Source organism: Kosakonia sp. S57, assembly GCF_016516575.1.
Lineage (GTDB): Bacteria > Pseudomonadota > Gammaproteobacteria > Enterobacterales > Enterobacteriaceae > Kosakonia > Kosakonia cowanii.
Genome location: NZ_JACVUL010000020.1, coordinates 34305 through 56026 on the forward strand (window position 1 = coordinate 34305; position 21722 = coordinate 56026).

Consider the following 21722-nt stretch of genomic DNA (forward strand, 5'->3'; position numbering starts at 1 on the left):
TTTACGGAGCGGGGTAGGTGTAGACCTGATGCACCGCCTCGATCTCCGCGATCACCTCATCGCTCAACTCCAGATGCAGGCTCTCAACGTTCGTTTTCAGTTGCTCCATCGTCGTCGCGCCCAGCAGGGTGCTGGCGACGAAGGGCTGACGGCGCACGAAGGCCAACGCCATCTGCGCCGGATCGAGATTGTGTCGTTTCGCAATATCGACATAGGCCGCTACCGCTTTTTGTGACTGCTCGCTGCTGTAACGGGTAAAGCGGCTGAACAGCGTGTTGCGTGCGCCAGCCGGTTTCGCCCCGTTCAGGTATTTGCCCGTCAGCGTACCAAACGCCAGGCAAGAATAAGCCAGCAGTTCAACGCCCTCATACTGGCTCACTTCCGCCAGACCCACCTCGAAGCTGCGGTTCAGCAAGCTATAGGGATTCTGGATCGTCACAATGCGCGGCAGCTCGTGCTTCTCCGCCAGTTGCAGGTAACGCATCACGCCAAACGCCGTTTCGTTCGAGACACCGATATAGCGGATTTTCCCGGCGCGCTGGCACTCGGTAAGTGCTTCCAGCGTTTCCAGTAAGGTGATGACCGGCGCGCTCTCAACCCAGCTGTAGCCCAGCTTGCCAAAGCAGTTGGTCTGGCGCTGCGGCCAGTGAACCTGGTAGAGGTCGAGATAGTCGGTTTGCAGGCGCTTGAGGCTTTCATCAAGCGCGGCGCGGATATTTTTGCGATCGAGTGCCTGGTTCGGGCGAATGCCGCTATCGCTGTTGCGGCTCGGGCCGCTCACTTTCGAGGCGATAACCAGTTTTTCGCGGTTGTTGCGCTTCGCCAGCCAGTTGCCGACGTAGGTTTCCGTCAGGCCCTGGGTTTCCGGGCGCGGAGGGACGGGGTACATCTCTGCGACATCAATCAGGTTAATGCCCTGGCTGACCGCGTAATCAAGCTGTGCATGGGCGTCGGCTTCGCTGTTTTGTTCACCAAACGTCATTGTGCCCAGCCCGAGGGTGCTTATTTCAAGCGAACTGTGGGGGATACGGTGATAGTGCATAGCCGGCTTCCTTAAACAAACATGCCACGTCAGTTGAGCTGACAAAGGAATATAACCATGGCAGAGGGGAAGCAAAAGGGAAAGGAAAAAATGGATTAAAGGCCAGCAGGTTACTGACCTTTATAGGGAATTTTTAACGCTCAATAATCTGGGATACGTCATCGCGGTTAATCTGCATTTTGTTGCCCTGCTGATCGTGATAGCTCACCAGCCCGGTGTCATCATCAATCTGCGGCTTACCGTCCGTCAAAATCATTCTGCCGTCTTTGGTCGACATCACATAGTCGCTGCTGCAACCGCTGACGGCGCATGCCAGCCCGACCGCGGAAATAATCACTGCCCACTTCTTCATCGTTCGTGTCCTCTCGGCTTTTCCTCACAGAAGTGTAGTAATAACGTGCCCTTATGCGATGAAAAAGCGGGATTATCTGAAAATTATTGCTGAGAGGGCGCAAACCGCCGATTACACCGCTATAAGACGAGGGCGTTTCCTTAAGCGCAGGCGCGCGTTGTTGCGCAGCGAAACGCGGTGGTTTAGTGGCTAAAACAGACTAGGTCGATAACGCGAAATGGCGCGCAAGCAGCGCACGGGTAAAGTTCTTTTTCAGATAAAAACCGCGCGGCAGGGTCAGAATCGGCTCGCCGTGCTCGCCGATGGCTTCGGTTAACGCTTTACTGTTGGCCGCTTTCGGGCGCAGTTGCAGCACTTCACCATGACGGGCGGTAATGCGCGTGACCTGGCCGAGCACAATCAGATCCATTAATTCTTCCCAGTCCTGGCGCAACTGCTGCTCCTCATCGGCGTCCGGGCTCCAGAGCAGGGGCGATCCTACCCGACGCTCAGCAAGGGGAATGGTGCGCGATCCTTCGACAGGTACCCACAGGACGCGCTTGAGCTTATGGCGGACATGGCTGGTTTCCCACACCACGCCTGTGTTGCCGGTCAGCGGTGCCACGCAGACAAAGGTGGTCTCCAGCGGACCGCCCAGCGGATCTATCGGGATGGTTTTCAGCTCCACGCCCAGCGCCGCAAAATCCTGCTCCGGCTTACTGCCTGCGCTCGCTCCCAGCCAGCGCTCCAGCAGCACGCCGATCCACCCTTTGTCGCGCTTCAGATCGCGTGGCGTCGGCATTCCGGCCAGTTCAGCCAGCTCGCCTAACGTATAGCCTGCCAGCCGCTGCGCCTGCGCCAGCAGCTGCGCTTCGGTTTCTGGCGGAGAGGTGAGGGGGGCGATTACACACATGCTAAGACCTTTTGGTTAAAAAATAGACAGCAGTTTTCCACCGCACGGCAGAAGTTTATCGTGTTCAGGGAAAAAAGAGCAATGCAATGATTTATAAGCTAATTTAGCAGAGCGCTTTGCGTGTTGCGCAACAGGCCGCGAGGTTTTCCAAATCTGGTCACTGACAATGAACAGGATCTTACACCCTGTTATCCACAGAAAAGTGGGATAAGTGGGAATAACCACGACTACTGTTTCCATTTACAGCCTTGACGCGGGAGCAAAATCGAATTTTTGCACAAAATGTGCCTAACTTAGTGGCATAATCTGTGGATAAATTCGGCTCTGCTCGATCTTTCATCAACGCCAGGATCCTAAGCGTGACGATCGTCACAAAACGGCAGCGGAAAGGGGTTTTCGATGCACTAAACCAATGAATTACGGAGAGTAATTTTTTGCGCATCTTAAGCCGTTATTCAGACTACTCTGGGTTTTCCCTGGGTAATTCCATACTTCTTCACAACTCTATCCACAGAAAAGGTGAATAAAACCCCTCGGCGTGATGCGGGTCTGTTTATAAGTGTGATGATAACTGTGAGTTATTCAATTGTTATTCGTTTATCTCCCTGTCATAGAGTGGTTTACCGTTTTCCGGGAGTGTGAAACAATCGCTTTATTCAGGTTTATTTTGAGGTAGTCCGGTGATTGATGACGATGGCTACCGCCCAAATGTGGGAATCGTAATCTGTAATCGACAGGGTCAGGTCATGTGGGCCAAACGCTTCGGACAGCACTCATGGCAGTTTCCCCAGGGGGGAATCAATCCTGGAGAATCTCCGGAGCAGGCCATGTACCGGGAGCTGTTCGAGGAAGTGGGCTTAAGTCGTAAAGATGTTCGTATCCTTGCTTCTACCCGTAACTGGTTGCGTTACAAGTTACCGAAACGTTTGGTGCGTTGGGACACAAAGCCGGTTTGCATCGGCCAGAAACAGAAATGGTTTCTTTTGCAGTTGATGAGCAACGACAGCGATATCAATATGCAAACCAGCAGTACACCCGAGTTTGATGGCTGGCGTTGGGTGAGCTACTGGTATCCTGTTCGCCAGGTCGTGTCGTTTAAACGCGACGTCTACCGGCGGGTGATGAAAGAGTTTGCAGCCGCTGTGCTGGCGCTTCAGGAGACCCCTGTCAAGCCGCAAAGCGCGCCTGCCTGGCGACGGAAACGAGGTTAAGCCACCCACATTATGCTCACCCGACTGCGAGAGATTGTTGAGAAAGTTGCCAGCGCGCCACGTCTTAACGAAGCGCTGGAGATACTGGTTACCGACGTTTGTCTGGCGATGGAAACCGAAGTATGTTCGGTCTATCTCGCAGATCACGACAGGCGCTGTTTCTATCTAATGGCGACGCGCGGTTTGAAAAAGCCGCGCGGCCGCACTGTTACGCTCGCATTCGATCAAGGTATCGTCGGCCTGGTAGGCAGGCTGGCGGAGCCTATCAACCTTGCCGACGCGCAAAAGCACCCCAGCTTTAAATTTATCCCCTCGGTGAAAGAGGAGCGTTTTCGCGCTTTTCTTGGGGTGCCAATTATTCAGCGCCGCCAGCTGCTTGGCGTGCTGGTGGTGCAGCAGCGCGAAATTCGCCAGTACGACGAGAGCGAAGAGTCCTTCCTTGTTACCCTCGCCACCCAGATGGCGGGTATTCTTTCCCAGTCTCAGCTAACCGCCCTGTTTGGCCAGTATCGTCAGACCCGTATTCGTGCGCTGCCTGCCTCGTCCGGCGTGGCGATTGCCGAAGGGTGGATGGATCAGACGCTGCCGTTGATGGAGCAGGTTTACCCGGCTTCAACGCTGGATACCTCCCTTGAGCGGGAGAGGTTAACCACCGCGCTGGAAGAGGCGGCGAATGAGTTTCGTCGCTACAGCAAACGTTTCTCCGCGGGCGCGCAAAAAGAGACGGCGGCGATCTTTGATCTCTATTCGCACTTGCTCTCCGATGCGCGTCTTCGCCGCGAGCTGTTTGAAGAGGTCGACCGCGGTGTGGTCGCCGAGTGGGCGGTAAAAACCGTTATTGAGAGCTTTGCCGCGCAGTTTGCCGCCCTTAGTGATGGCTATCTGAAAGAGCGCGCGGGCGATCTGCGCGCCCTCGGCCAGCGCCTGCTGTTCCATCTCGATGATAATATTCAGGGGCCGAATAGCTGGCCGGAACGCTTCGTGCTGGTGGCAGACGAACTCTCTGCAACGACGCTTGCCGAGTTGCCCCATGACAGGCTGGCGGGCGTGGTGGTACGCGATGGTGCCTCCAACTCCCATGCCGCGATTATGGTGCGCGCGCTGGGCATTCCTACGGTTATGGGCGCTGATATTCAGCCTTCAGCCCTTCATCGGCGGACGCTGATCGTCGATGGTTATCGTGGTGAGCTGCTGGTCGATCCTGAACCGGTACTGCTGCAGGAGTACCAGCGTCTCATCACGGAAGAGAATGAGTTAAGCCGTCTTGCCGAAGATGACGTTAACCTCGAAGCCCGCTTAAGCAGCGGCGAGCGGGTTAAAGTGATGCTCAACGCCGGGTTAAGCCCTGCCCACGAAGAGAAGCTGGGCAAGCGAATCGACGGCATTGGGCTCTACCGCACCGAAATTCCCTTTATGTTGCAGAGCGGTTTCCCCTCCGAAGAGGAGCAGGTGGCGCAATACCAGGGCATGTTGCAGATGTTCAACGACAAGCCTGTGACGCTGCGTACGCTGGATGTCGGCGCCGACAAGCAGCTGCCCTATATGCCGATAAGCGAAGAGAACCCCTGCCTTGGCTGGCGCGGCATTCGTATTACCCTCGATCAGCCGGAGATCTTTCTGATCCAGGTGCGCGCAATGCTGCGGGCAAACGCCGCGACTGGCAACCTCAGCATCCTGCTGCCGATGATCACCAGCATTGATGAGGTGGATGAGGCGCGCAGGCTGATTGAGCGTGCCGGGCGAGAAGTGGAAGAGATGATCGGTTATGCCATTCCGAAACCGCGCATCGGCGTGATGCTGGAAGTGCCCTCGATGGTGTTTATGCTGTCGCACCTGGTTAACCGCGTCGATTTTATCTCTGTCGGCACCAATGACTTAACCCAATACATTCTTGCTGTCGATCGTAACAATACTCGCGTAGCGAATATGTACGACAGCCTGCACCCGGCGGTGCTGCGCGCCCTGGCGATGATTTCAGGCGAAGCTGAACGGCTGGGGATCGATCTCTGTTTATGCGGAGAAATGGCCGGCGATCCAATGTGCGTCGCGCTGCTGATTGGCATGGGCTACCGGCATCTTTCCATGAATGGTCGCTCGGTGGCGCGTATCAAATATTTGCTGCGCCGCATTGATTGCGAAGAGGTTCAGGCGCTGGCACAGCGTGCGCTGGAGTCCCAGCTGACAACCGAAGTGCGCCATCAGATTGCCGCCTTTATGGAGCGGCGCGGCCTCGGCGGGCTGATCCGCGGCGGAATTTAAGCGACGGTTTATTATTCCCACATAGCCGGCCTTTCGGCTCTGTGGGCAATATGCCTGATGGCGGCTTCGCCTTATCAGGCCTACCAGGGCAGACCTTCTTCGGTGGCCGCATAAGCATTATTTTGTAGGCCGGATAAGCGCAGCGCCATCCGGTAGAGGCCGTGCACCGCGCTTTGCCTTTCGTAGGCCGGATAAGCGCAGCGCCATCCGGCAGAGGTTGCGCACCGGGCTTTGCCTTTCGTAGGCCGGATAAGCGCAGCGCCATCCGGCAGAGGTTATGCACCGGGCTTAGCTTTTTGTAGGCCGGATAAGCGCAAGCGCCATCCGGCAGAGGTTATGCACCGGGCTTAGCCTTTCGTAGGCCGGATAAGCGCAGCGCCATCCGGCAAGGGCTCTGCGTAGAACCTCCGCCTGCAGCCGTTTCGTTTATACATAACTTTTACAACATAGCGGCAACCTGCCTGGTGTGCCTTATGCTATGATTCGCAGCTTTGGAGCGGCCGCCAGGCGCGACCGCGTCGGTGTACCGCTGTCCACTTTCGGCGGAATAACAACAAGTTGTGGTGACAGATGAACAGTGGCTATCTGCATTTTCCGGATTTTGATCCGGTGATTTTCTCCATCGGACCCGTATCCCTGCACTGGTACGGTTTGATGTATCTGGTCGGTTTTGTTTTCGCTATGTGGCTGGCAACCCGCCGGGCTAACCGCCCGAACAGCGGCTGGACCAAAAACGAAGTTGAAAACCTGCTCTACGCAGGCTTCCTCGGCGTGTTCCTCGGTGGCCGTCTCGGCTACGTGCTGTTCTACAATTTCCCGCTCTTCCTCGACGATCCGCTCTATCTCTTCCGCGTATGGGACGGCGGCATGTCCTTCCACGGCGGCTTAATCGGCGTGATCGTGGTGATGATCATCTTTGCTAAACGCACCAAACGCAGCTTCTTCCAGGTCGCCGACTTTATCGCGCCGCTGATCCCGTTTGGCCTCGGTGCCGGTCGCCTGGGTAACTTTATTAACGGCGAGCTCTGGGGCCGTGTCGATCCCTCCTTCAAATACACCATGCTGTTCCCTGGCTCGCGTGCGGAAGATATGGCACTGCTGCCTTCTCATCCGGAGTGGCAATCGATTTTTGATACCTACGGCGTTCTGCCGCGCCATATGTCCCAGCTCTATGAATTGGCACTGGAAGGCGTGGTGCTGTTTATCATTCTTAACCTCTTTATCCGTAAACCTCGCCCGACCGGCGCGGTCTCCGGCCTGTTCCTGATTGGCTACGGCGCGTTCCGTATCATCGTTGAGTTTTTCCGCCAGCCCGATGCCCAGTTTACCGGCGAGTGGGTGCAGTACATCAGCATGGGGCAGATCCTCTCCATTCCGATGATTATTGCAGGCGCCATCATGATGATCTGGGCGTACCGCCATCGTTCGCCGCAACACGTTTCCTGAGGAACCATGAAACAGTATTTAGAGTTGATGCAAAAGGTGCTTAACGAAGGCACCCCGAAAAATGACCGCACCGGGACAGGCACGCTGTCTATTTTTGGCCATCAGATGCGTTTTAATCTGCAGGACGGCTTCCCGCTGGTGACCACCAAGCGCTGCCATTTGCGTTCAATTATTCATGAGCTGCTGTGGTTCCTGCAGGGCGATACCAATATTGCCTACCTGCGTGAGAACAAGGTCTCTATCTGGGACGAATGGGCCGATGAAAATGGCGATCTGGGCCCGGTCTATGGCAAACAGTGGCGCGCCTGGCCGACGCCGGACGGCCGCCATATCGATCAGATTTCAACGGTCATTGAGCAGCTGAAAAACGATCCGGACTCGCGCCGCATTATCGTTTCGGCGTGGAACGTTGGCGAACTGGATAAAATGGCACTGGCCCCGTGCCACGCTTTTTTCCAGTTCTATGTGGCAGACGGCAAGCTCTCTTGCCAGCTCTACCAGCGTTCGTGCGACGTCTTCCTCGGCCTGCCGTTCAATATCGCCAGCTACGCGTTGCTGGTGCATATGATGGCGCAGCAGTGTGATCTTGAGCCGGGTGACTTTGTCTGGACCGGTGGCGATACGCACCTCTACAGCAACCACCTTGAGCAGACGCACCTGCAACTGAGCCGCGAGCCGCGCGCGTTGCCGAAACTGGTTATCAAACGTAAACCCGCTTCGCTGTTTGATTACCGCTTCGAAGACTTCGAAATCGAAGGCTACGATCCGCACCCTGCGATCAAAGCGCCGGTTGCTATCTGACCTCGCTCAGCCTGACACAACCGGCGCGCTAACGTGCCGGTTTTTTTTGCCTGCAAATCGCTTTTTCGGCACAGCTTCCAGGCTTTATGTAACCCACTGCAATCCTCTTTTTTCCTTGCGTAACGCCTCGTAAACCTGCCTTTTGCTCCTCGACGAATTTTTCTCCCGGCGACAGACTGCCGCCATGAAAAAAGAAGATGGCTTTACACTGATTGAAACCCTCGTTGCTGTGGCGCTGATTGTCATTCTCAGCGCAGCGGGGATTTCCGGCTGGCAGAGCTGGCAAGCGCAGCAGCGGCTGTGGCAAACCGCCCTGCAGGCGCGCCATTTCCTTGAGCGCTTGCGGGAGGAGGCCAACTGGCATAACCAGTCGCAGGTTGTTTACAGCGTGCGGGAGGGCGAGCAGTGGTGCTTGCTTAACGCACCGGCGGCGCGGTGCTCAGCGCAGCAGGCGTTAATGATGCGCCCGGCCTGGCCGGACGTTGCACTGGCTGATGTTACGCCGTCGCTCGGCTTTTATGGTTTACGCAATACCGCCTGGCCGGGGCACATCCGCCTGCGCAGTAGCGCCGGTGAGTGGCGGGTGGTGGTCTCTGCATGGGGAAGGATCAGAATGTGTCAGCCTGGAGAGGGTAGTGCATGTTAAACGCTCAGCGTGGTTTTTCCTTACTGGAGACGCTGTTGGCAATGGCCATCGGTAGCGTGCTGCTGCTTGCCTCCGCCCGCTTTCTGCCGGGTCTACAGATTGCCCTTATGCAGCACACCCGGCTGCAGACTATTGAGGACGACCTCTGGCAGAGGCTGCGGGCGGTCGCTAAACACCTGCAGCGCGCGGGTTACTGCAACGGTAGCTGTAATGGTCAGCCGCTTTTTATCAGCGCCAAAGGGGAGTGCGTCATTGCGCAGTGGGATGCCAACAGCAATGGTCGCTGGGAGAGCGCACCCAATCATGAGGCGGAACAAACGGCCTTTCGCCTGCAAAACGGCGCGCTGGAAACGCTACGCGGTGCGACCTCCTGCACCGGGCGAGGGTGGGAGAAAGTCACCGATCCGGCGCAGATGCACGTCGAGCGCTTTAGCGTAACCCAACGGCAGACGGCAGGTTTGTCGCCGCAGCTCACGATCCAGCTTGCCGCCAGCCTGCCGGGCGCTGCTGAGAAAATGGTGAGCGGCGAGCTAACCGTCACCGGGTATAACCTGTGAATCGGCAGCGCGGCGTATCCTCCCTGGCGCTGGTGCTTCTGTTGCTGCTGCTGGGTAGCCTGATGCTCAACGGCCTTAGCCAGCAGCTAACCAGCCATATCTGGCGGGTCAATCGTGAAGGGCAAGGGATACGCCGCACTGCAGAAGTCTCATCGGCGATGGAGGCGGCGCGGCACAGGCGATGGCCAGCAGAGCCTGCGCTGCAATGCCTGCAGCCTGATGCAGAGGGCGTGCGAAGCTGTCTGCGTATTTTTGCCGACGGCTCCGCTTTGCTGATCGCCGCCAGCGCAGAAGCGGCATTATGGCGGCTGGGGCGGGTAGAGGGTGAGCAGGTTCGCTTCTCTCCCCACGGCTGGAGCGATTTCTGCCCGCTTACGGAGAACGCATTATGTCAACTTCCCTGAACCGGGAGCGGGGCTTCAGCCTGACGGAAGTCCTGCTGGCGATGGTGCTAATGGTGATGGTGGTCACCGCCCTTGGCGGGTATCATCGCGCGCTGTCCGCCGGGTTTTCCACCGCCAGCCAGTGGCGACAGCTCTGGCGCTATGCATGGCAGCAAGCTCAACCTCACGCGACGCCGCTCCCTTCGGGCTGGCAGGTTTCACGGGGGCAGACAACAACAGAAGGATGTGTCAGCATCAACGTCACCGTTATCTCGCCGCTGGGCAGGCAGGGGAAAATGACGCAACTTTTTTGCCCAAATAGTCAGTAGCCAGGAGCACGTATGTTAAGGGTTTATCACTCCAATCGTCTGGATGTGCTTGAAGCACTGATGGAGTTTATCGTTGAGCATGACAGGCTCGACGATCCCTTTGCGCCGGAAGTGATCATGGTGCAAAGCACCGGGATGGCGCAGTGGCTGCAGATGACCCTGGCGCAAAAATTTGGCATCGCTGCCAATATCACCTTTCCACTGCCCGCGAGCTTTATCTGGGAGATGTTCGTTACCGTCCTGGAGGACATTCCCAAAGAGAGCGCCTTCAACAAACAGAGTATGAGCTGGAAGCTGATGTCGCTACTGCCTGCGCTGCTGGAGCATGAAGATTTTGCCATGCTGCATCACTATCTTCACGATGATGATGACAAGCGCAAACTGTTCCAGCTCTGCTCACGCGTGGCAGATCTTTACGATCAGTACCTGGTTTATCGCCCGGAGTGGCTGACGCGCTGGGAGGCGGGAGAAAGGGTCGACGGGCTGGACGACGCGCAGCGCTGGCAGGCACCGCTCTGGCGTGCGCTGGTTGAACATACCCGCGAGTTAGGCCAGCCCCACTGGCACCGCGCCAACCTCTATCAGCGCTTTATCTCCCGGCTTGAATCGGCGAAAGAGCCGCCAGCCGGGCTGCCTGCCCGCGTCTTTATCTGCGGCATCTCCGCGCTGCCGCCTGTCTACCTGCAAGCCCTGCAGGCGCTGGGCAAACATATTGATGTGCATCTGCTGTTTACTAACCCCTGTCGCTACTACTGGGGCGATATCAAAGACCCGGCGTTTCTCGCACGGCTCGTCACGCGCCGCCGCCGTCATCACCGGGATGACCGCCAGTTTCCTCTTTTCCGCGATACGCAAAGCGCGGAAGGTCTGTTCAATGGCGAAGGGGAGCAGGATGTGGGTAACCCACTGCTGGCCTCCTGGGGCAAGCTGGGGCGCGATAACATCTTTCTGCTGGCGGGGATGGATCGCTATGAAGAGCTGGATGCCTTTGTCGACATCACCCCGGGCTCGCTGCTACAAAACCTGAAATACGACATCCTTGAGCTGCAAAACAGCGCGGTAGCTGGCGTTACGGCAGAGGAGTTCGCGCGCAGCGATAAGAAACGCCCGCTCGATCCAGAAGATCGCAGCGTTACGGTGCATATCTGCCACAGCCCGCAGCGGGAAGTGGAGGTGCTGCACGATCGTCTGCTGGCGATGCTGGAGGAGGATCCGGAGCTGACGCCGCGCGATATCGTAGTGATGGTGGCAGATATCGACAGCTACAGCCCCTATATTCAGGCGGTGTTCGGCAGCGCCAGCGGTGAGCGCTATATTCCCTATGCGGTATCTGACCGCCGTGCGCGTCAGGCTCACCCCGCGCTGCAAGCCTTTATCAGCCTCTTATCCCTGCCGGACAGCCGCTTCGTCTCGGAAGATGTGCTGGCCCTGCTGGATGTGCCGGTGCTGGCGGCCCGCTTCAACATTACCGAAGAGGGGTTGCGCTACCTGCGCCTGTGGGTAAACGAGTCCGGCATTCGCTGGGGGATGGACGATGACAACGTGCGCGAGCTCGAACTGCCGCCTACCGGGCAGCACACCTGGCAGTTTGGCCTGACGCGTATGCTGCTCGGCTACGCCATGGAGAGCCACCGGGGCGAGTGGCAGTCAATTCTGCCCTATGACGAGTCGAGCGGGCTGATTGCGGAGCTGGTCGGTCACCTGGCCTCGCTGCTGATGCAGCTCAATATCTGGCGCCGGGGGCTTGCCGAAGAGCGCCCGCTGGAGGAGTGGCTACCGGTCTGCCGGGAGATGCTTAATGATTTCTTCCTGCCCGATCAGGAGACCGAAGCCGCACTGGCGCTGATTGAGCAGCAGTGGCAGGCGATCATCGCCCAGGGCGTTGGCGCGAGCTATGGCGAAGCGGTCCCGCTCTCGCTGCTGCGTGATGAACTGGCTCAGCGTCTCGATCAGGAACGCATTAGCCAGCGCTTCCTCGCTGGCCCCGTCAATATCTGTACGCTGATGCCGATGCGCTCGATCCCCTTCAAGGTGGTCTGCCTGCTGGGGATGAACGACGGCATCTATCCGCGTACGCTGCCTCCGCTCGGCTTTGATCTGATGAGCCAGAAACCGCAGCGCGGCGATCGCAGCCGCCGTGATGATGACCGCTATCTCTTCCTGGAAGCGCTAATCTCCGCGCAGCAGCAGCTCTATATCAGCTATATAGGCCGTTCGATCCAGGATAACAAAGAGCGTTTTCCGTCTGTGCTGGTGCAGGAGCTGGTGGACTATATCAGCCAGAGCCACCATTTGCCGGGAGATGAGGCGCTCAACTGCGACGAAAGCGAGCGGCGGGTGAAGGCACATATCACCCATCTGCATACCCGCATGCCGTTCGACCCGGCTAACTATACGGTGGATGAGTGGCAGAGCTATGCCCGCGACTGGCTGCCCGCCGCCAGCCTGCAGGGCGAAGAGCATCTGCCTTTTATCCAGACGCTGGAGACGCCAACGCTTGAGACGCTGGCCTTTGACCAGCTTCAGCGCTTCTGGGCGCACCCGGTGCGCGCCTTCTTCCAGATGCGTCTGCGGGTTAACTTCCGCCCCGAAGAGAGCGATATACCTGACGCCGAGCCCTTTATTCTTGATGGCCTCGATCGCTACCAGCTTAATAACGAGTTATTGAATGCGCTGGTTGAAGATCAGGATGCGGAAAAACTGTTCCGACGGTATCGGGCTGCGGGTGTGCTGCCATACGGGGCGTTTGGTGAGATTGTCTGGGAGACGCAGTGCAAAGAGATGCAGGCGCTGGCCAGCCGCGTTATTGAGCATCGCCAACCGGCAGACAGCCTCGAAATCGACCTGCACTGCGCGGGTGTTCACCTGACCGGATGGCTGGCCCACGTGCAGCCGGACGGGTTGCTGCGCTGGCGTCCATCGCAGCTGAAGGTCTCCCAGGGGCTGCAACTTTGGCTGGAACATCTTGTCTACTGTGCCAGTGGCGGAACGGGAGAGAGCCGTCTCTTTGTGCGCAAAGATGGTCAGTGGCGTTTCCCACCGCTGCCGCCCGAAGAGGCGCTGCGCTACCTGGCGTTAATGATCGAAGGCTATCGCGAAGGGATGGCGAAACCCTTGCTACTGCTACCGGAAAGCGGCGGCGCGTGGATAAAAGCCTGTTATGACGCGGCAAATGATGCCATGGTAAAGGACGACGAGACGTTGCAAAAAGCGCAGAGCAAATTTTTGCAGGCGTATGAAGGCAACATGGTGGTCAGCGGAGAAGGTGCCGATGTCTGGTATCAGCGTCTGTGGCGAACCCTCGAGCCGGAGTACTTCGCAGAGATTACCGCGCAGGCGCAACGTTTCCTGTTACCGCTTTATCGACACAATCAGCCCGCCTGACGGTATAAAAATTGCGCAGAGGGGAGCCATCCCTTATTATGCGCGACGGTCACGGACTGATATAACACGCGTGCTGACGCTGTCAGCACACATTTACCTGCTACTCCGGCGGTTATCGGGGGAGCAGGAAAAGTTAATGATGAGGTTCGTGAATGCCCCGCAGCACCTGGTTAACTATCTTCGTTCTGTTTTTTGCCCTGTGGGCGCCACTCAGTCAGGCTGACACCGGCTGGCAGCCTGTTAAAGAAACTATCCGTAAGAGCGACAAAGATACGCGGCAGTATCAGGCGATCCGCCTCGATAACGGCATGGTCGTGCTGCTGGTCTCGGATGCGCAGGCGGTCAAATCTCTTTCCGCACTGGTTGTGCCGGTCGGCTCGCTTGAAGATCCCGATAGTCACCCAGGTCTTGCTCACTATCTTGAGCACATGACGCTGATGGGGTCGAAAAAGTATCCGCAGCCAGACAGCCTCGCTGAATACCTCAAAATGCACGGCGGTAGCCACAACGCCAGCACCGCGCCTTATCGCACCGCTTACTATCTGGAAGTGGAGAACGATGCGCTGGACGGCGCCGTGGATCGCTTAGCCGATGCCATCGCCGAGCCGCTGCTGGCAAAGAAGTACGCCGAGCGGGAGCGTAACGCGGTCAACGCGGAGCTGACCATGGCGCGTACCCGTGACGGCATGCGCATGGCGCAGGTGAGTGCGGAGACCATCAATCCCGCTCACCCTGGCGCGCGCTTCTCCGGCGGCAACCTTGAAACCCTCAGCGATAAACCGGGCAGCCCGGTGCATGACGCGCTGCTGGCGTTTCGCGATAAGTTCTACTCGGCCAACCTGATGAAAGCGGTGATTTACAGCAATCGCCCGCTTAACGAGCTGGCGACGCTCGCGGTGCAGACCTATGGCCGGGTTCCCAACAAAAATATCACCCGGCCTGAGATCACCGTGCCGGTGGTAACGGATGCGCAAAAAGGCATCATTATTCACTACGTGCCGGAAGTGCCGAACAAGGTGCTGCGCGTTGAGTTTCGTATTGATAACAACACGGCGGCCTTTCGCAGCAAAACCGATGAGCTGATTACCTATCTGATTGGCAATCGCAGCCCGGGCACGCTCTCGGACTGGCTGCAAAGCCAGGGGCTGGTTGAAGGTATTCGCGGTGACTCCGACCCGGTAGTCAACGGCAACAGCGGCGTGCTGGCTATCTCTGCCACGCTGACGGATAAAGGGCTGGCGAACCGCGATCGGGTGGTCGCCGCCATCTTCAGCTACCTGCAACTGCTGCGTGAAAAGGGGATCGATAAACGCTATTTCGACGAGCTGGCGCACATTCTCGATCTCGATTTCCGCTACCCGTCGATCACCCGTGATATGGATTACGTTGAGTGGCTCGCCGACACGATGATCCGCGTGCCGGTTGCTCACACCCTCGATTCCGTCAACATCGCCGACCAGTTTGATGCTAAAGCGGTGCAGGCGCGTCTTAATGAGATGACGCCGCAAAACGCGCGTATCTGGTATATCAGCCCCGATGAGCCGCACAACAAAAAAGCCTACTTTGTTGATGCCCCTTACCAGGTGGAGAAAATTACGCCCGATCGCTTCGCCGCCTGGCAAAAGGATGAGGCGGGGATCGATCTGCAATTCCCGGAGCTTAACCCCTACATTCCGGATGACTTCTCGCTGATTACCCCGGCGAAAAAATATACGCACCCGGAGCTTATTGTTGATGAACCGGCTTTGCGCGTGGTCTACATGCCAAGCCGCTACTTCGCCAATGAACCGCGCGCGGATGTCAGCGTGGTGCTGCGTAATCCGCAGGCGATGGACAGCGCGAAAAATCAGGTAATGTTTGCCTTAAATGATTACCTGGCAGGGCTGGTGCTCGATCAGCTCAGTAACCAGGCTGCGGTCGGTGGCATCGGCTTCTCCACTAATGCCAATAACGGTTTGATGCTGAATGCCAACGGCTACACGCAGCGCCTGCCGCAGCTCTTCAGCGCCTTGCTGGAGGGGTATTTCAGCTATACGCCCACCGAGGAGCAGCTGACTCAGGCGAAATCCTGGTACAGCCGGATGATGGCCTCGGCGGAGAAGGGCAAAGCGTTTGACCAGGCGATTATGCCGGTGCAGATGATATCGCAGGTGCCCTATTTCCCGCGCGAAGCGCGCCGTGCCCTGTTGCCGTCGATCACCGTGCAGGACATTCTCCATTATCGCGATGCGCTGAAGCACAACGCCCGCCCGGAGTTTCTGGTGGTGGGTAACCTGAGCGAACAGCAGGCGAAAGATCTGGCCCGTAATGTGCAAAAACAGCTTGGCACCAGCGGTAACGAGTGGTGCCGCAACAAAGACGTGCTGGTGGATAAAAAGCAGAACGTCATGTTTGAGAAAGCGGGCAACAGCACCGATTCCGCGCTGGCTGCCGTCTTTGTGCCGAGCGGTTTTGATGAGTACAGCAGCTCGGCGTACAGCGCGATGCTCGGGCAGATTGTGCAGCCGTGGTTCTACAACCAGCTGCGCACCGAAGAGCAGCTCGGTTATGCCGTCTTTGCTTTCCCCATCAATGTTGGCCGCCAGTGGGGAATGGGCTTCCTGTTGCAGAGCAATGAGAAGCAGCCCGCCTGGCTCTGGGAGCGCTATAAAGCCTTCTTCCCGACCGCTGAAGCGCGCCTGCGCGCGATGAAGCCGGAGGAGTTTGCGCAGATCCAGCAGGGTGTCATTGCGCAAATGCTGCAAGCGCCGCAGACATTAGGCGAGGAGGCTTCCAAATTGAGCAAAGATTTCGATCGCGGCAATATGCGCTTCGATTCACGTGATAAAGTAGTGGCCCAAATAAAAGCGCTGACGCCGCAAAAACTTGCGGACTTCTTCCATCAGGCGGTGGTTGAGCCGCAAGGTATGGCGATACTGTCACAGATCTCCGGAAGCCAGAGCGGAAAAGCCGACTATGCCCGCCCTGACGGCTGGAAGGTGTGGAAGGACGCCAGCGCGTTGCAGCAATCCTTACCCTTGATGAGCGAGAAAAATGAGTGAAACGACCGCTGAGACCCTTGATCCCCTGCGCCTGCCGCTTACCGGCGAGCGCCTGATTGAAGCCTCGGCGGGCACAGGTAAGACCTTCACCATCGCCGCGCTCTATCTGCGGCTGTTACTCGGGCTTGGCGGCAATGCCGCCTTTCCCCGCCCGCTCAATGTCGAAGAGCTGCTGGTGGTCACTTTCACCGAAGCGGCGACGGAAGAGCTACGTGGGCGTATTCGCAGCAACATCCATGAGCTACGTATTGCCTGCCTGCGTGAAAGCAGCGACAACCCGCTCTATGCCAGCCTGCTGGCAGAGATTGAGGATAAACAGCAGGCCGCCCACTGGCTGATGCTGGCGGAGCGGCAGATGGATGAAGCCGCGGTCTTTACCATCCACGGTTTTTGCCAGCGCATGCTCAGCCTCAATGCCTTTGAATCCGGCATGCTGTTTGAACTGAAACTGCTGGAAGATGAAACCCTGTTGCGCTACCAGGCCTGCGCCGACTTCTGGCGTCGCCACTGCTACCCGCTGCCGCGCGACATTGCGCAGGTGATCCACGATTTGTGGAAGGGGCCGCAGGATCTGCTCAGGTCCATCGACCGCTATTTACAGGGCGAAGCCCCGCAGATCAAAGCGCCGCCGCCGGAGGAGGAGACCCTTGCGTCACGCCATGCGCAGATTGTCTCGCAGATTAATGCGGTGAAACGTCAGTGGCTCGACTCCGTAAATGAGCTGGAGCCGTTGCTGGAAAATTCCGGCATCGACCGGCGCAAGTTCAACCGCGGCAACCAGGGAAAGTGGATTGAGAAGATCTCCGCCTGGGCACAGGAGGAGACCAGCACCTATCTGCTGCCGGACGCGCTGGAGAAGTTCTCGCAGGCGTTTCTCGCCCAGCGCACCAAAGCGGGCGGCGTGGTGCCCGAGCATCCGCTGTTTGTCGCCATCGAAACGCTGCTGGCGCAGCCGTTGACTCTGAGCGATCTGGTGCTCACCCGCGCGATGCGCGAAATCCGCGACGCGGTGGCAAAAGAGAAGCGTCGCCGCGGTGAGCTCGGTTTTGACGACATGCTCAGCCGGCTCGATCACGCCTTACAAAGCCCGAACGGCGAGGCGCTGGCTGCGGCTATCCGCACCCGTTTTCCGGTGGCGATGATCGATGAATTTCAGGATACCGACCCGCAGCAGTACCGCATCTTCAGCCGTATCTGGCTGAATCAGCCCGAGTGCGGCCTGCTGCTGATTGGCGATCCCAAGCAGGCGATCTACGCTTTTCGCGGCGCTGATATCTTCACTTATATGAAAGCGCGCGACGAAGTGAGCGCCCGCTACACCCTCGACACCAACTGGCGCTCGTCGCCGGGGATGATCGCCAGCGTCAACCGGCTCTTTAGCCAGATGGACGACGCATTTATGTTCCGCCAGATCCCCTTCCTGCCGGTGAAAGCGGCTGCGCGCAACAGCGGCCTGCGCTTTGCGGTGAAGGGAGAAACCCAGCCGTCGATGAAGCTGTGGCTGATGGAGGGCGAAGGCGTTGGCGTCGGTGATTACCAGAGCTTTATGGCCCAGCTCTGCGCGATGCAGATCCGCGACTGGCTCAGCGCCGGGCAGAGAGGCGATGCGCTGCTCTACGAAGGGGAGAAAGCGCGGCCGGTAAAAGCCTCGGATATCACTGTGCTGGTGCGCAGCCGCCATGAAGCATCGCTTATCCGCGATGCGCTGACGCTGCTCGGCATTCCCTCTGTCTACCTCTCCAACCGCGACAGCGTGTTTGAAACGCCGGAAGCGCAGGAGCTGCTCTGGTTGCTGCATGCGGTGCTGACGCCGGAGCGTGAAAACACGCTGCGCAGCGCGCTGGCAACCTCGATGCTCGGGCTGACGGCACGGGATATCGACGCGCTCAATCTTGATGAAGATGCCTGGGATCGGGTGGTTGAGGAGTTTTCCCACTACCGCGAGCTGTGGCAAAAACGCGGCGTAATGGCGATGCTGCGCACGCTGATGAGTGCGCGTAACGTGGCGGAAAACCTGCTCGCCACGCCCGGCGGAGAGCGTCGTTTAACCGATATTCTGCATGTCAGCGAACTGTTGCAGGAAGCGGGCACGCAGCTTGAAAGTGAGCACGCACTTACCCGGTGGCTGACGCAGCATATCGCCGAGCCGAACACCAGCGCCGCCAGCGAGCAGATGCGTCTGGAGAGCGATAAACACCTGGTGCAGATTGTCACCATTCACAAATCGAAAGGCCTTGAGTATCCGCTGGTCTGGCTGCCATTTATCGCCAACTTCCGCGTACAGGACCAGGGTTTTTACCACGATCGCGCCTCGTTCAACGCGGTGCTCGATCTCAGCCATGCCGAAGAGAGCATTGAGCTGGCGGAAGCGGAGCGGCTGGCGGAGGATTTACGCCTGCTCTATGTGGCACTGACCCGTTCGGTGTGGCACTGCAGCCTTGGCATTGCGCCTCTGTTTCGCCGTCGTGGCGAGAAGAGCGGGCCCACCGATTTCCACCTCAGCGCGTTGGGTCGTCTGATCCAGAAGGGCGAGGCGCTGGACGCCGCCGGGCTGCGTCAGGCGCTGGCAGAGATCTGCAATGAAGAGATTGTGCTGGCGACGCCGCCCACGCCGGACACTGAGCGCTGGGAGTTACCGCAGCCGCAGCCCCCCGCGCTCAGCGTGCGCGAAGTGATGCGCCGGGTCGCCGATGACTGGCGCGTGACCAGTTACTCCGGCTTGCAGCAGCGCGGTCATGGCCTTGCTCAGGATCTGCTCCCGCGTCTGGATGTCGACGCCGCAGGCGAGCGCGAGGTGCAGACACAGCCGATGCTAACGCCGCACGAGTTTCCGCGCGGCGCGGCACCTGGCACCTTTTTGCACAGTCTGTTTGAAGATATCGACTTTACCCAGCCGGTATCACCGGAGTGGGTGGCGGAAAAGCTACTGGTGGCAGGATATGAGGAGCACTGGCAGCCGGTGCTGAGCAACTGGCTGGAGACGGTGCTGCACGCGCCGCTCACCACAGCCGGGGTCTCTCTTAGCCAACTGACGGCTAAAGATAAACAGGTTGAGATGGAGTTTTATCTCCCCATCAGCGCCACGCTGAGCGCAGAGGCGCTCGATGGGCTGATCCGCCGCTACGATCCGCTGTCGGCAGGCTGCGCGCCGCTCGATTTTCGCGACGTGCGCGGGATGCTGAAGGGCTTTATCGACCTGGTGTTTCGCCATCAGGGGCGCTACTACCTGCTCGATTACAAATCCAACTGGCTCGGCGAAAACGCGCAGGCCTATACGCAAGAGGCGATGGCGGCGGCCATGCAGTCCCATCGCTACGATTTGCAGTACCAGCTCTATACCCTGGCGCTGCACCGCTATTTACGCCATCGCATCGCTGATTACGACTATGAGCGCCATTTCGGCGGTGTGATCTACCTCTTTTTACGCGGCGTGGAGGCGCAGCAACCGGAGCAGGGGATTTTCACCACCCGCCCGGAGGCAGCGCTGATCGCCCGCATGGATACCCTGTTCGCAGGTGAAGTACCGGAGATGACGCCATGAATGTGCAGGCTTTACTGCAAGAAGCGATGGAGCAGAAGCTGCTGCGTCCGCTGGACGTGCAGTTTGCCCTGACGGTGGCTGGCACGGAAGAGCCCGCCCTGCTGCTGGCCGCCGCGCTGCTGAGCCGCGATGCCGGAGAGGGGCACGTCTGTCTGCCGCTCTCGCGCCTGACGCCCGAGGTGTTCGGCAGCGATTCGCCGCTCGCACGCCAGCTGTTTGAAATGGCCGGGCCGCCCGACGACTGGCAGGCGCTGCTGCTTGCCTCGCCAGCGGTTGGCGACGGCAGCGGCGCGACGCCGATTATTCTGCATGACGCGCGCCTCTACCTGAACCGTATGTGGTGGAACGAGCGGCGCGTTGCGGAGTTCTTTGCCGCCCAGGAAAGCGTTGATGAGGCGGATGAAGCCCGGCTTTCAGAGGCGCTGGCCTCACTCTTTCCGCCAGACAATGAAGCCGATGTGAACTGGCAAAAAGTCGCCGCCGCCGTGGCACTCACCCGGCGAATTTCGGTGATCTCCGGCGGGCCGGGAACCGGTAAAACCACCACCGTGGCGAAGCTGCTGGCGGCGCTGGTACAAACGTTGAATGGCAGCCGCTGCCGTATCTGCCTGGCTGCGCCCACCGGTAAAGCCGCCGCGCGGTTAACCGAATCCCTCGGTAATGCGCTGCGTCAACTGCCCCTTGATGAGGCGCAAAAAGCGCTGCTGCCGGATGAGGCCAGCACGCTGCACAGGCTGCTCGGTGCGCAGCCGGGAAGCCAGCGCATGCGCCATCACGCCCTCAACCCGCTGCATCTGGATGTGCTGGTGGTGGATGAGGCGTCAATGATTGACCTGCCGATGATGTCGCGGCTGATTGATGCCCTGCCGCCGCGGGCGCGGGTGATCTTCCTCGGCGATCGCGATCAGCTGGCCTCCGTTGAGGCCGGTGCGGTGCTGGGGGATATCTGCGCCTGGGTAAATGCCGGGTACAGTGCGACGCGCGCGGCGCAACTCTCACGCTTAACCGGCGCGGAAGTGCCCGCAGGCGAAGGCGAGGCGGCTACCGCGCTGCGTGACAGCCTCTGCCTGCTGCAAAAAAGTTATCGCTTCGGCAGCCACTCCGGCATCGGTCAACTGGCCGCCGCGGTTAACCGCGGTGATAAGCGCGCCACCCAGGCGGTCTTCAGCCAGGGCTTTGAGGATATCGAGCGGAAACCGCTCAACAGTGCCGAAGCCTATCAGGAGATGATTGACGACGCGCTGGCGGGCTACGGGCACTATCTCTCGCTGGTGCAGGGCCACGCCGAACCGGAAGCGATTATCGCCGCCTTCGGCGAGTACCAGCTGCTCTGCGCGCTGCGCGAAGGGCCGTTTGGCGTCAGCGGGCTGAATGAACGGCTTGAGCTGGCGTTGGTGCGCCAGCGTAAAATTACCCGCCAGCCCTTCTCGCGCTGGTACCACGGCAGGCCGGTGATGATTTCGCGTAACGACTCCGCGCTGGGGCTGTTCAATGGTGATATCGGCATTGCGCTGGATCGGGGGCAGGGGATGCGCGTCTGGTTCCCGCTACCTGGCGGGAAGATCAAGTCGGTGCAGCCGAGCCGTTTGCCGGAGCATGAAACCGCCTGGGCGATGACGGTGCATAAATCGCAGGGTTCTGAGTTCGATCACGCCGCGCTGATCCTGCCTGCGCAAAACGTGCCGGTGGTGACGCGCGAGCTGGTCTACACCGCGATTACTCGCGCACGTAAACGGCTCTCGCTCTATGCCGATGAGCGCGTGCTGGGCCAGGCGATTGCTACCCGCACCGAGCGGCGCAGCGGACTTGAAGCGCTGTTCAGCGCCCTGAAATAAAAC

15 protein-coding genes are annotated in these 21722 nt (G+C 58.7%); 12 read left to right on the forward strand and 3 right to left on the reverse strand.

The window, feature by feature from the left end; translation table 11 throughout:
* Position 1: 1 nt before the first annotated feature.
* The 3 genes from IAE48_RS18100 to mutH all read right to left on the reverse strand — a co-directional run bounded on the left by IAE48_RS18100 (position 2) and on the right by mutH (position 2286).
* The gene (locus tag IAE48_RS18100; RefSeq protein ID WP_094421930.1) at positions 2–1042 is read right to left on the reverse strand and encodes an NADP(H)-dependent aldo-keto reductase; all 1041 of its coding nucleotides are present in this window, start codon (positions 1040–1042) and stop codon (positions 2–4) included.
* Positions 1043–1175: 133 nt separating this feature from the next.
* Entirely contained in the window at positions 1176–1394 is a 219-nt protein-coding gene (locus IAE48_RS18105) for a YgdI/YgdR family lipoprotein (protein WP_023481134.1), read from the reverse strand.
* A gap of 199 nt (positions 1395–1593) precedes the next feature.
* Entirely contained in the window at positions 1594–2286 is a 693-nt protein-coding gene (gene mutH, locus IAE48_RS18110; RefSeq protein WP_023481128.1) for a DNA mismatch repair endonuclease MutH, read from the reverse strand.
* Positions 2287–2966: 680 nt separating this feature from the next.
* Here mutH and rppH point away from each other — a divergent pair.
* From rppH to recD, 12 genes are all read left to right on the forward strand, one after another.
* Entirely contained in the window at positions 2967–3497 is a 531-nt protein-coding gene (gene rppH / locus IAE48_RS18115) for an RNA pyrophosphohydrolase (RefSeq protein WP_034813806.1), read from the forward strand.
* Positions 3498–3509: 12 nt separating this feature from the next.
* A complete protein-coding gene (gene ptsP / locus IAE48_RS18120; RefSeq protein ID WP_023481129.1) occupies positions 3510–5756 on the forward strand; it encodes a phosphoenolpyruvate--protein phosphotransferase in 2247 nt (748 codons plus the stop codon).
* 570 nt (positions 5757–6326) lie between these two features.
* Positions 6327–7202: a prolipoprotein diacylglyceryl transferase gene (gene lgt / locus IAE48_RS18125; protein ID WP_042713403.1), complete on the forward strand. Its 876-nt coding sequence runs from the start codon at positions 6327–6329 to the stop codon at positions 7200–7202.
* 6 nt (positions 7203–7208) lie between these two features.
* Complete coding sequence (gene thyA / locus IAE48_RS18130) at positions 7209–8003, forward strand: thymidylate synthase (RefSeq protein ID WP_042713402.1); 795 nt, start codon at positions 7209–7211, stop codon at positions 8001–8003.
* Between the two features lie 184 nt (positions 8004–8187).
* Entirely contained in the window at positions 8188–8649 is a 462-nt protein-coding gene (locus tag IAE48_RS18135; protein ID WP_094421924.1) for a prepilin peptidase-dependent protein, read from the forward strand.
* Entirely contained in the window at positions 8643–9206 is a 564-nt protein-coding gene (locus IAE48_RS18140; protein WP_200135186.1) for a prepilin peptidase-dependent protein, read from the forward strand. The genes IAE48_RS18135 and IAE48_RS18140 overlap by 7 nt, the downstream gene beginning before the upstream one ends.
* The gene (locus tag IAE48_RS18145) at positions 9203–9610 is read left to right on the forward strand and encodes a DUF2509 family protein (protein ID WP_200135187.1); all 408 of its coding nucleotides are present in this window, start codon (positions 9203–9205) and stop codon (positions 9608–9610) included. The genes IAE48_RS18140 and IAE48_RS18145 overlap by 4 nt, the downstream gene beginning before the upstream one ends.
* The gene (locus IAE48_RS18150) at positions 9595–9918 is read left to right on the forward strand and encodes a prepilin-type N-terminal cleavage/methylation domain-containing protein (RefSeq protein ID WP_042713398.1); all 324 of its coding nucleotides are present in this window, start codon (positions 9595–9597) and stop codon (positions 9916–9918) included. Before IAE48_RS18145 ends, IAE48_RS18150 begins: the two co-directional genes overlap by 16 nt.
* Before the next feature lie 12 nt (positions 9919–9930).
* Positions 9931–13302, forward strand: coding sequence for an exodeoxyribonuclease V subunit gamma (gene recC / locus IAE48_RS18155; protein ID WP_200135188.1), 3372 nt, complete (start codon positions 9931–9933; stop codon positions 13300–13302).
* Positions 13303–13454: 152 nt separating this feature from the next.
* Entirely contained in the window at positions 13455–16343 is a 2889-nt protein-coding gene (gene ptrA, locus IAE48_RS18160) for a pitrilysin (RefSeq protein ID WP_200135189.1), read from the forward strand.
* Positions 16336–19884 (forward strand): exodeoxyribonuclease V subunit beta, encoded by a 3549-nt coding sequence (gene recB / locus IAE48_RS18165; RefSeq protein WP_200135190.1) that lies wholly within the window; start codon positions 16336–16338, stop codon positions 19882–19884. Before ptrA ends, recB begins: the two co-directional genes overlap by 8 nt.
* Complete coding sequence (gene recD / locus IAE48_RS18170) at positions 19881–21719, forward strand: exodeoxyribonuclease V subunit alpha (RefSeq protein ID WP_200135191.1); 1839 nt, start codon at positions 19881–19883, stop codon at positions 21717–21719. Before recB ends, recD begins: the two co-directional genes overlap by 4 nt.
* Positions 21720–21722: the final 3 nt, after the last annotated feature.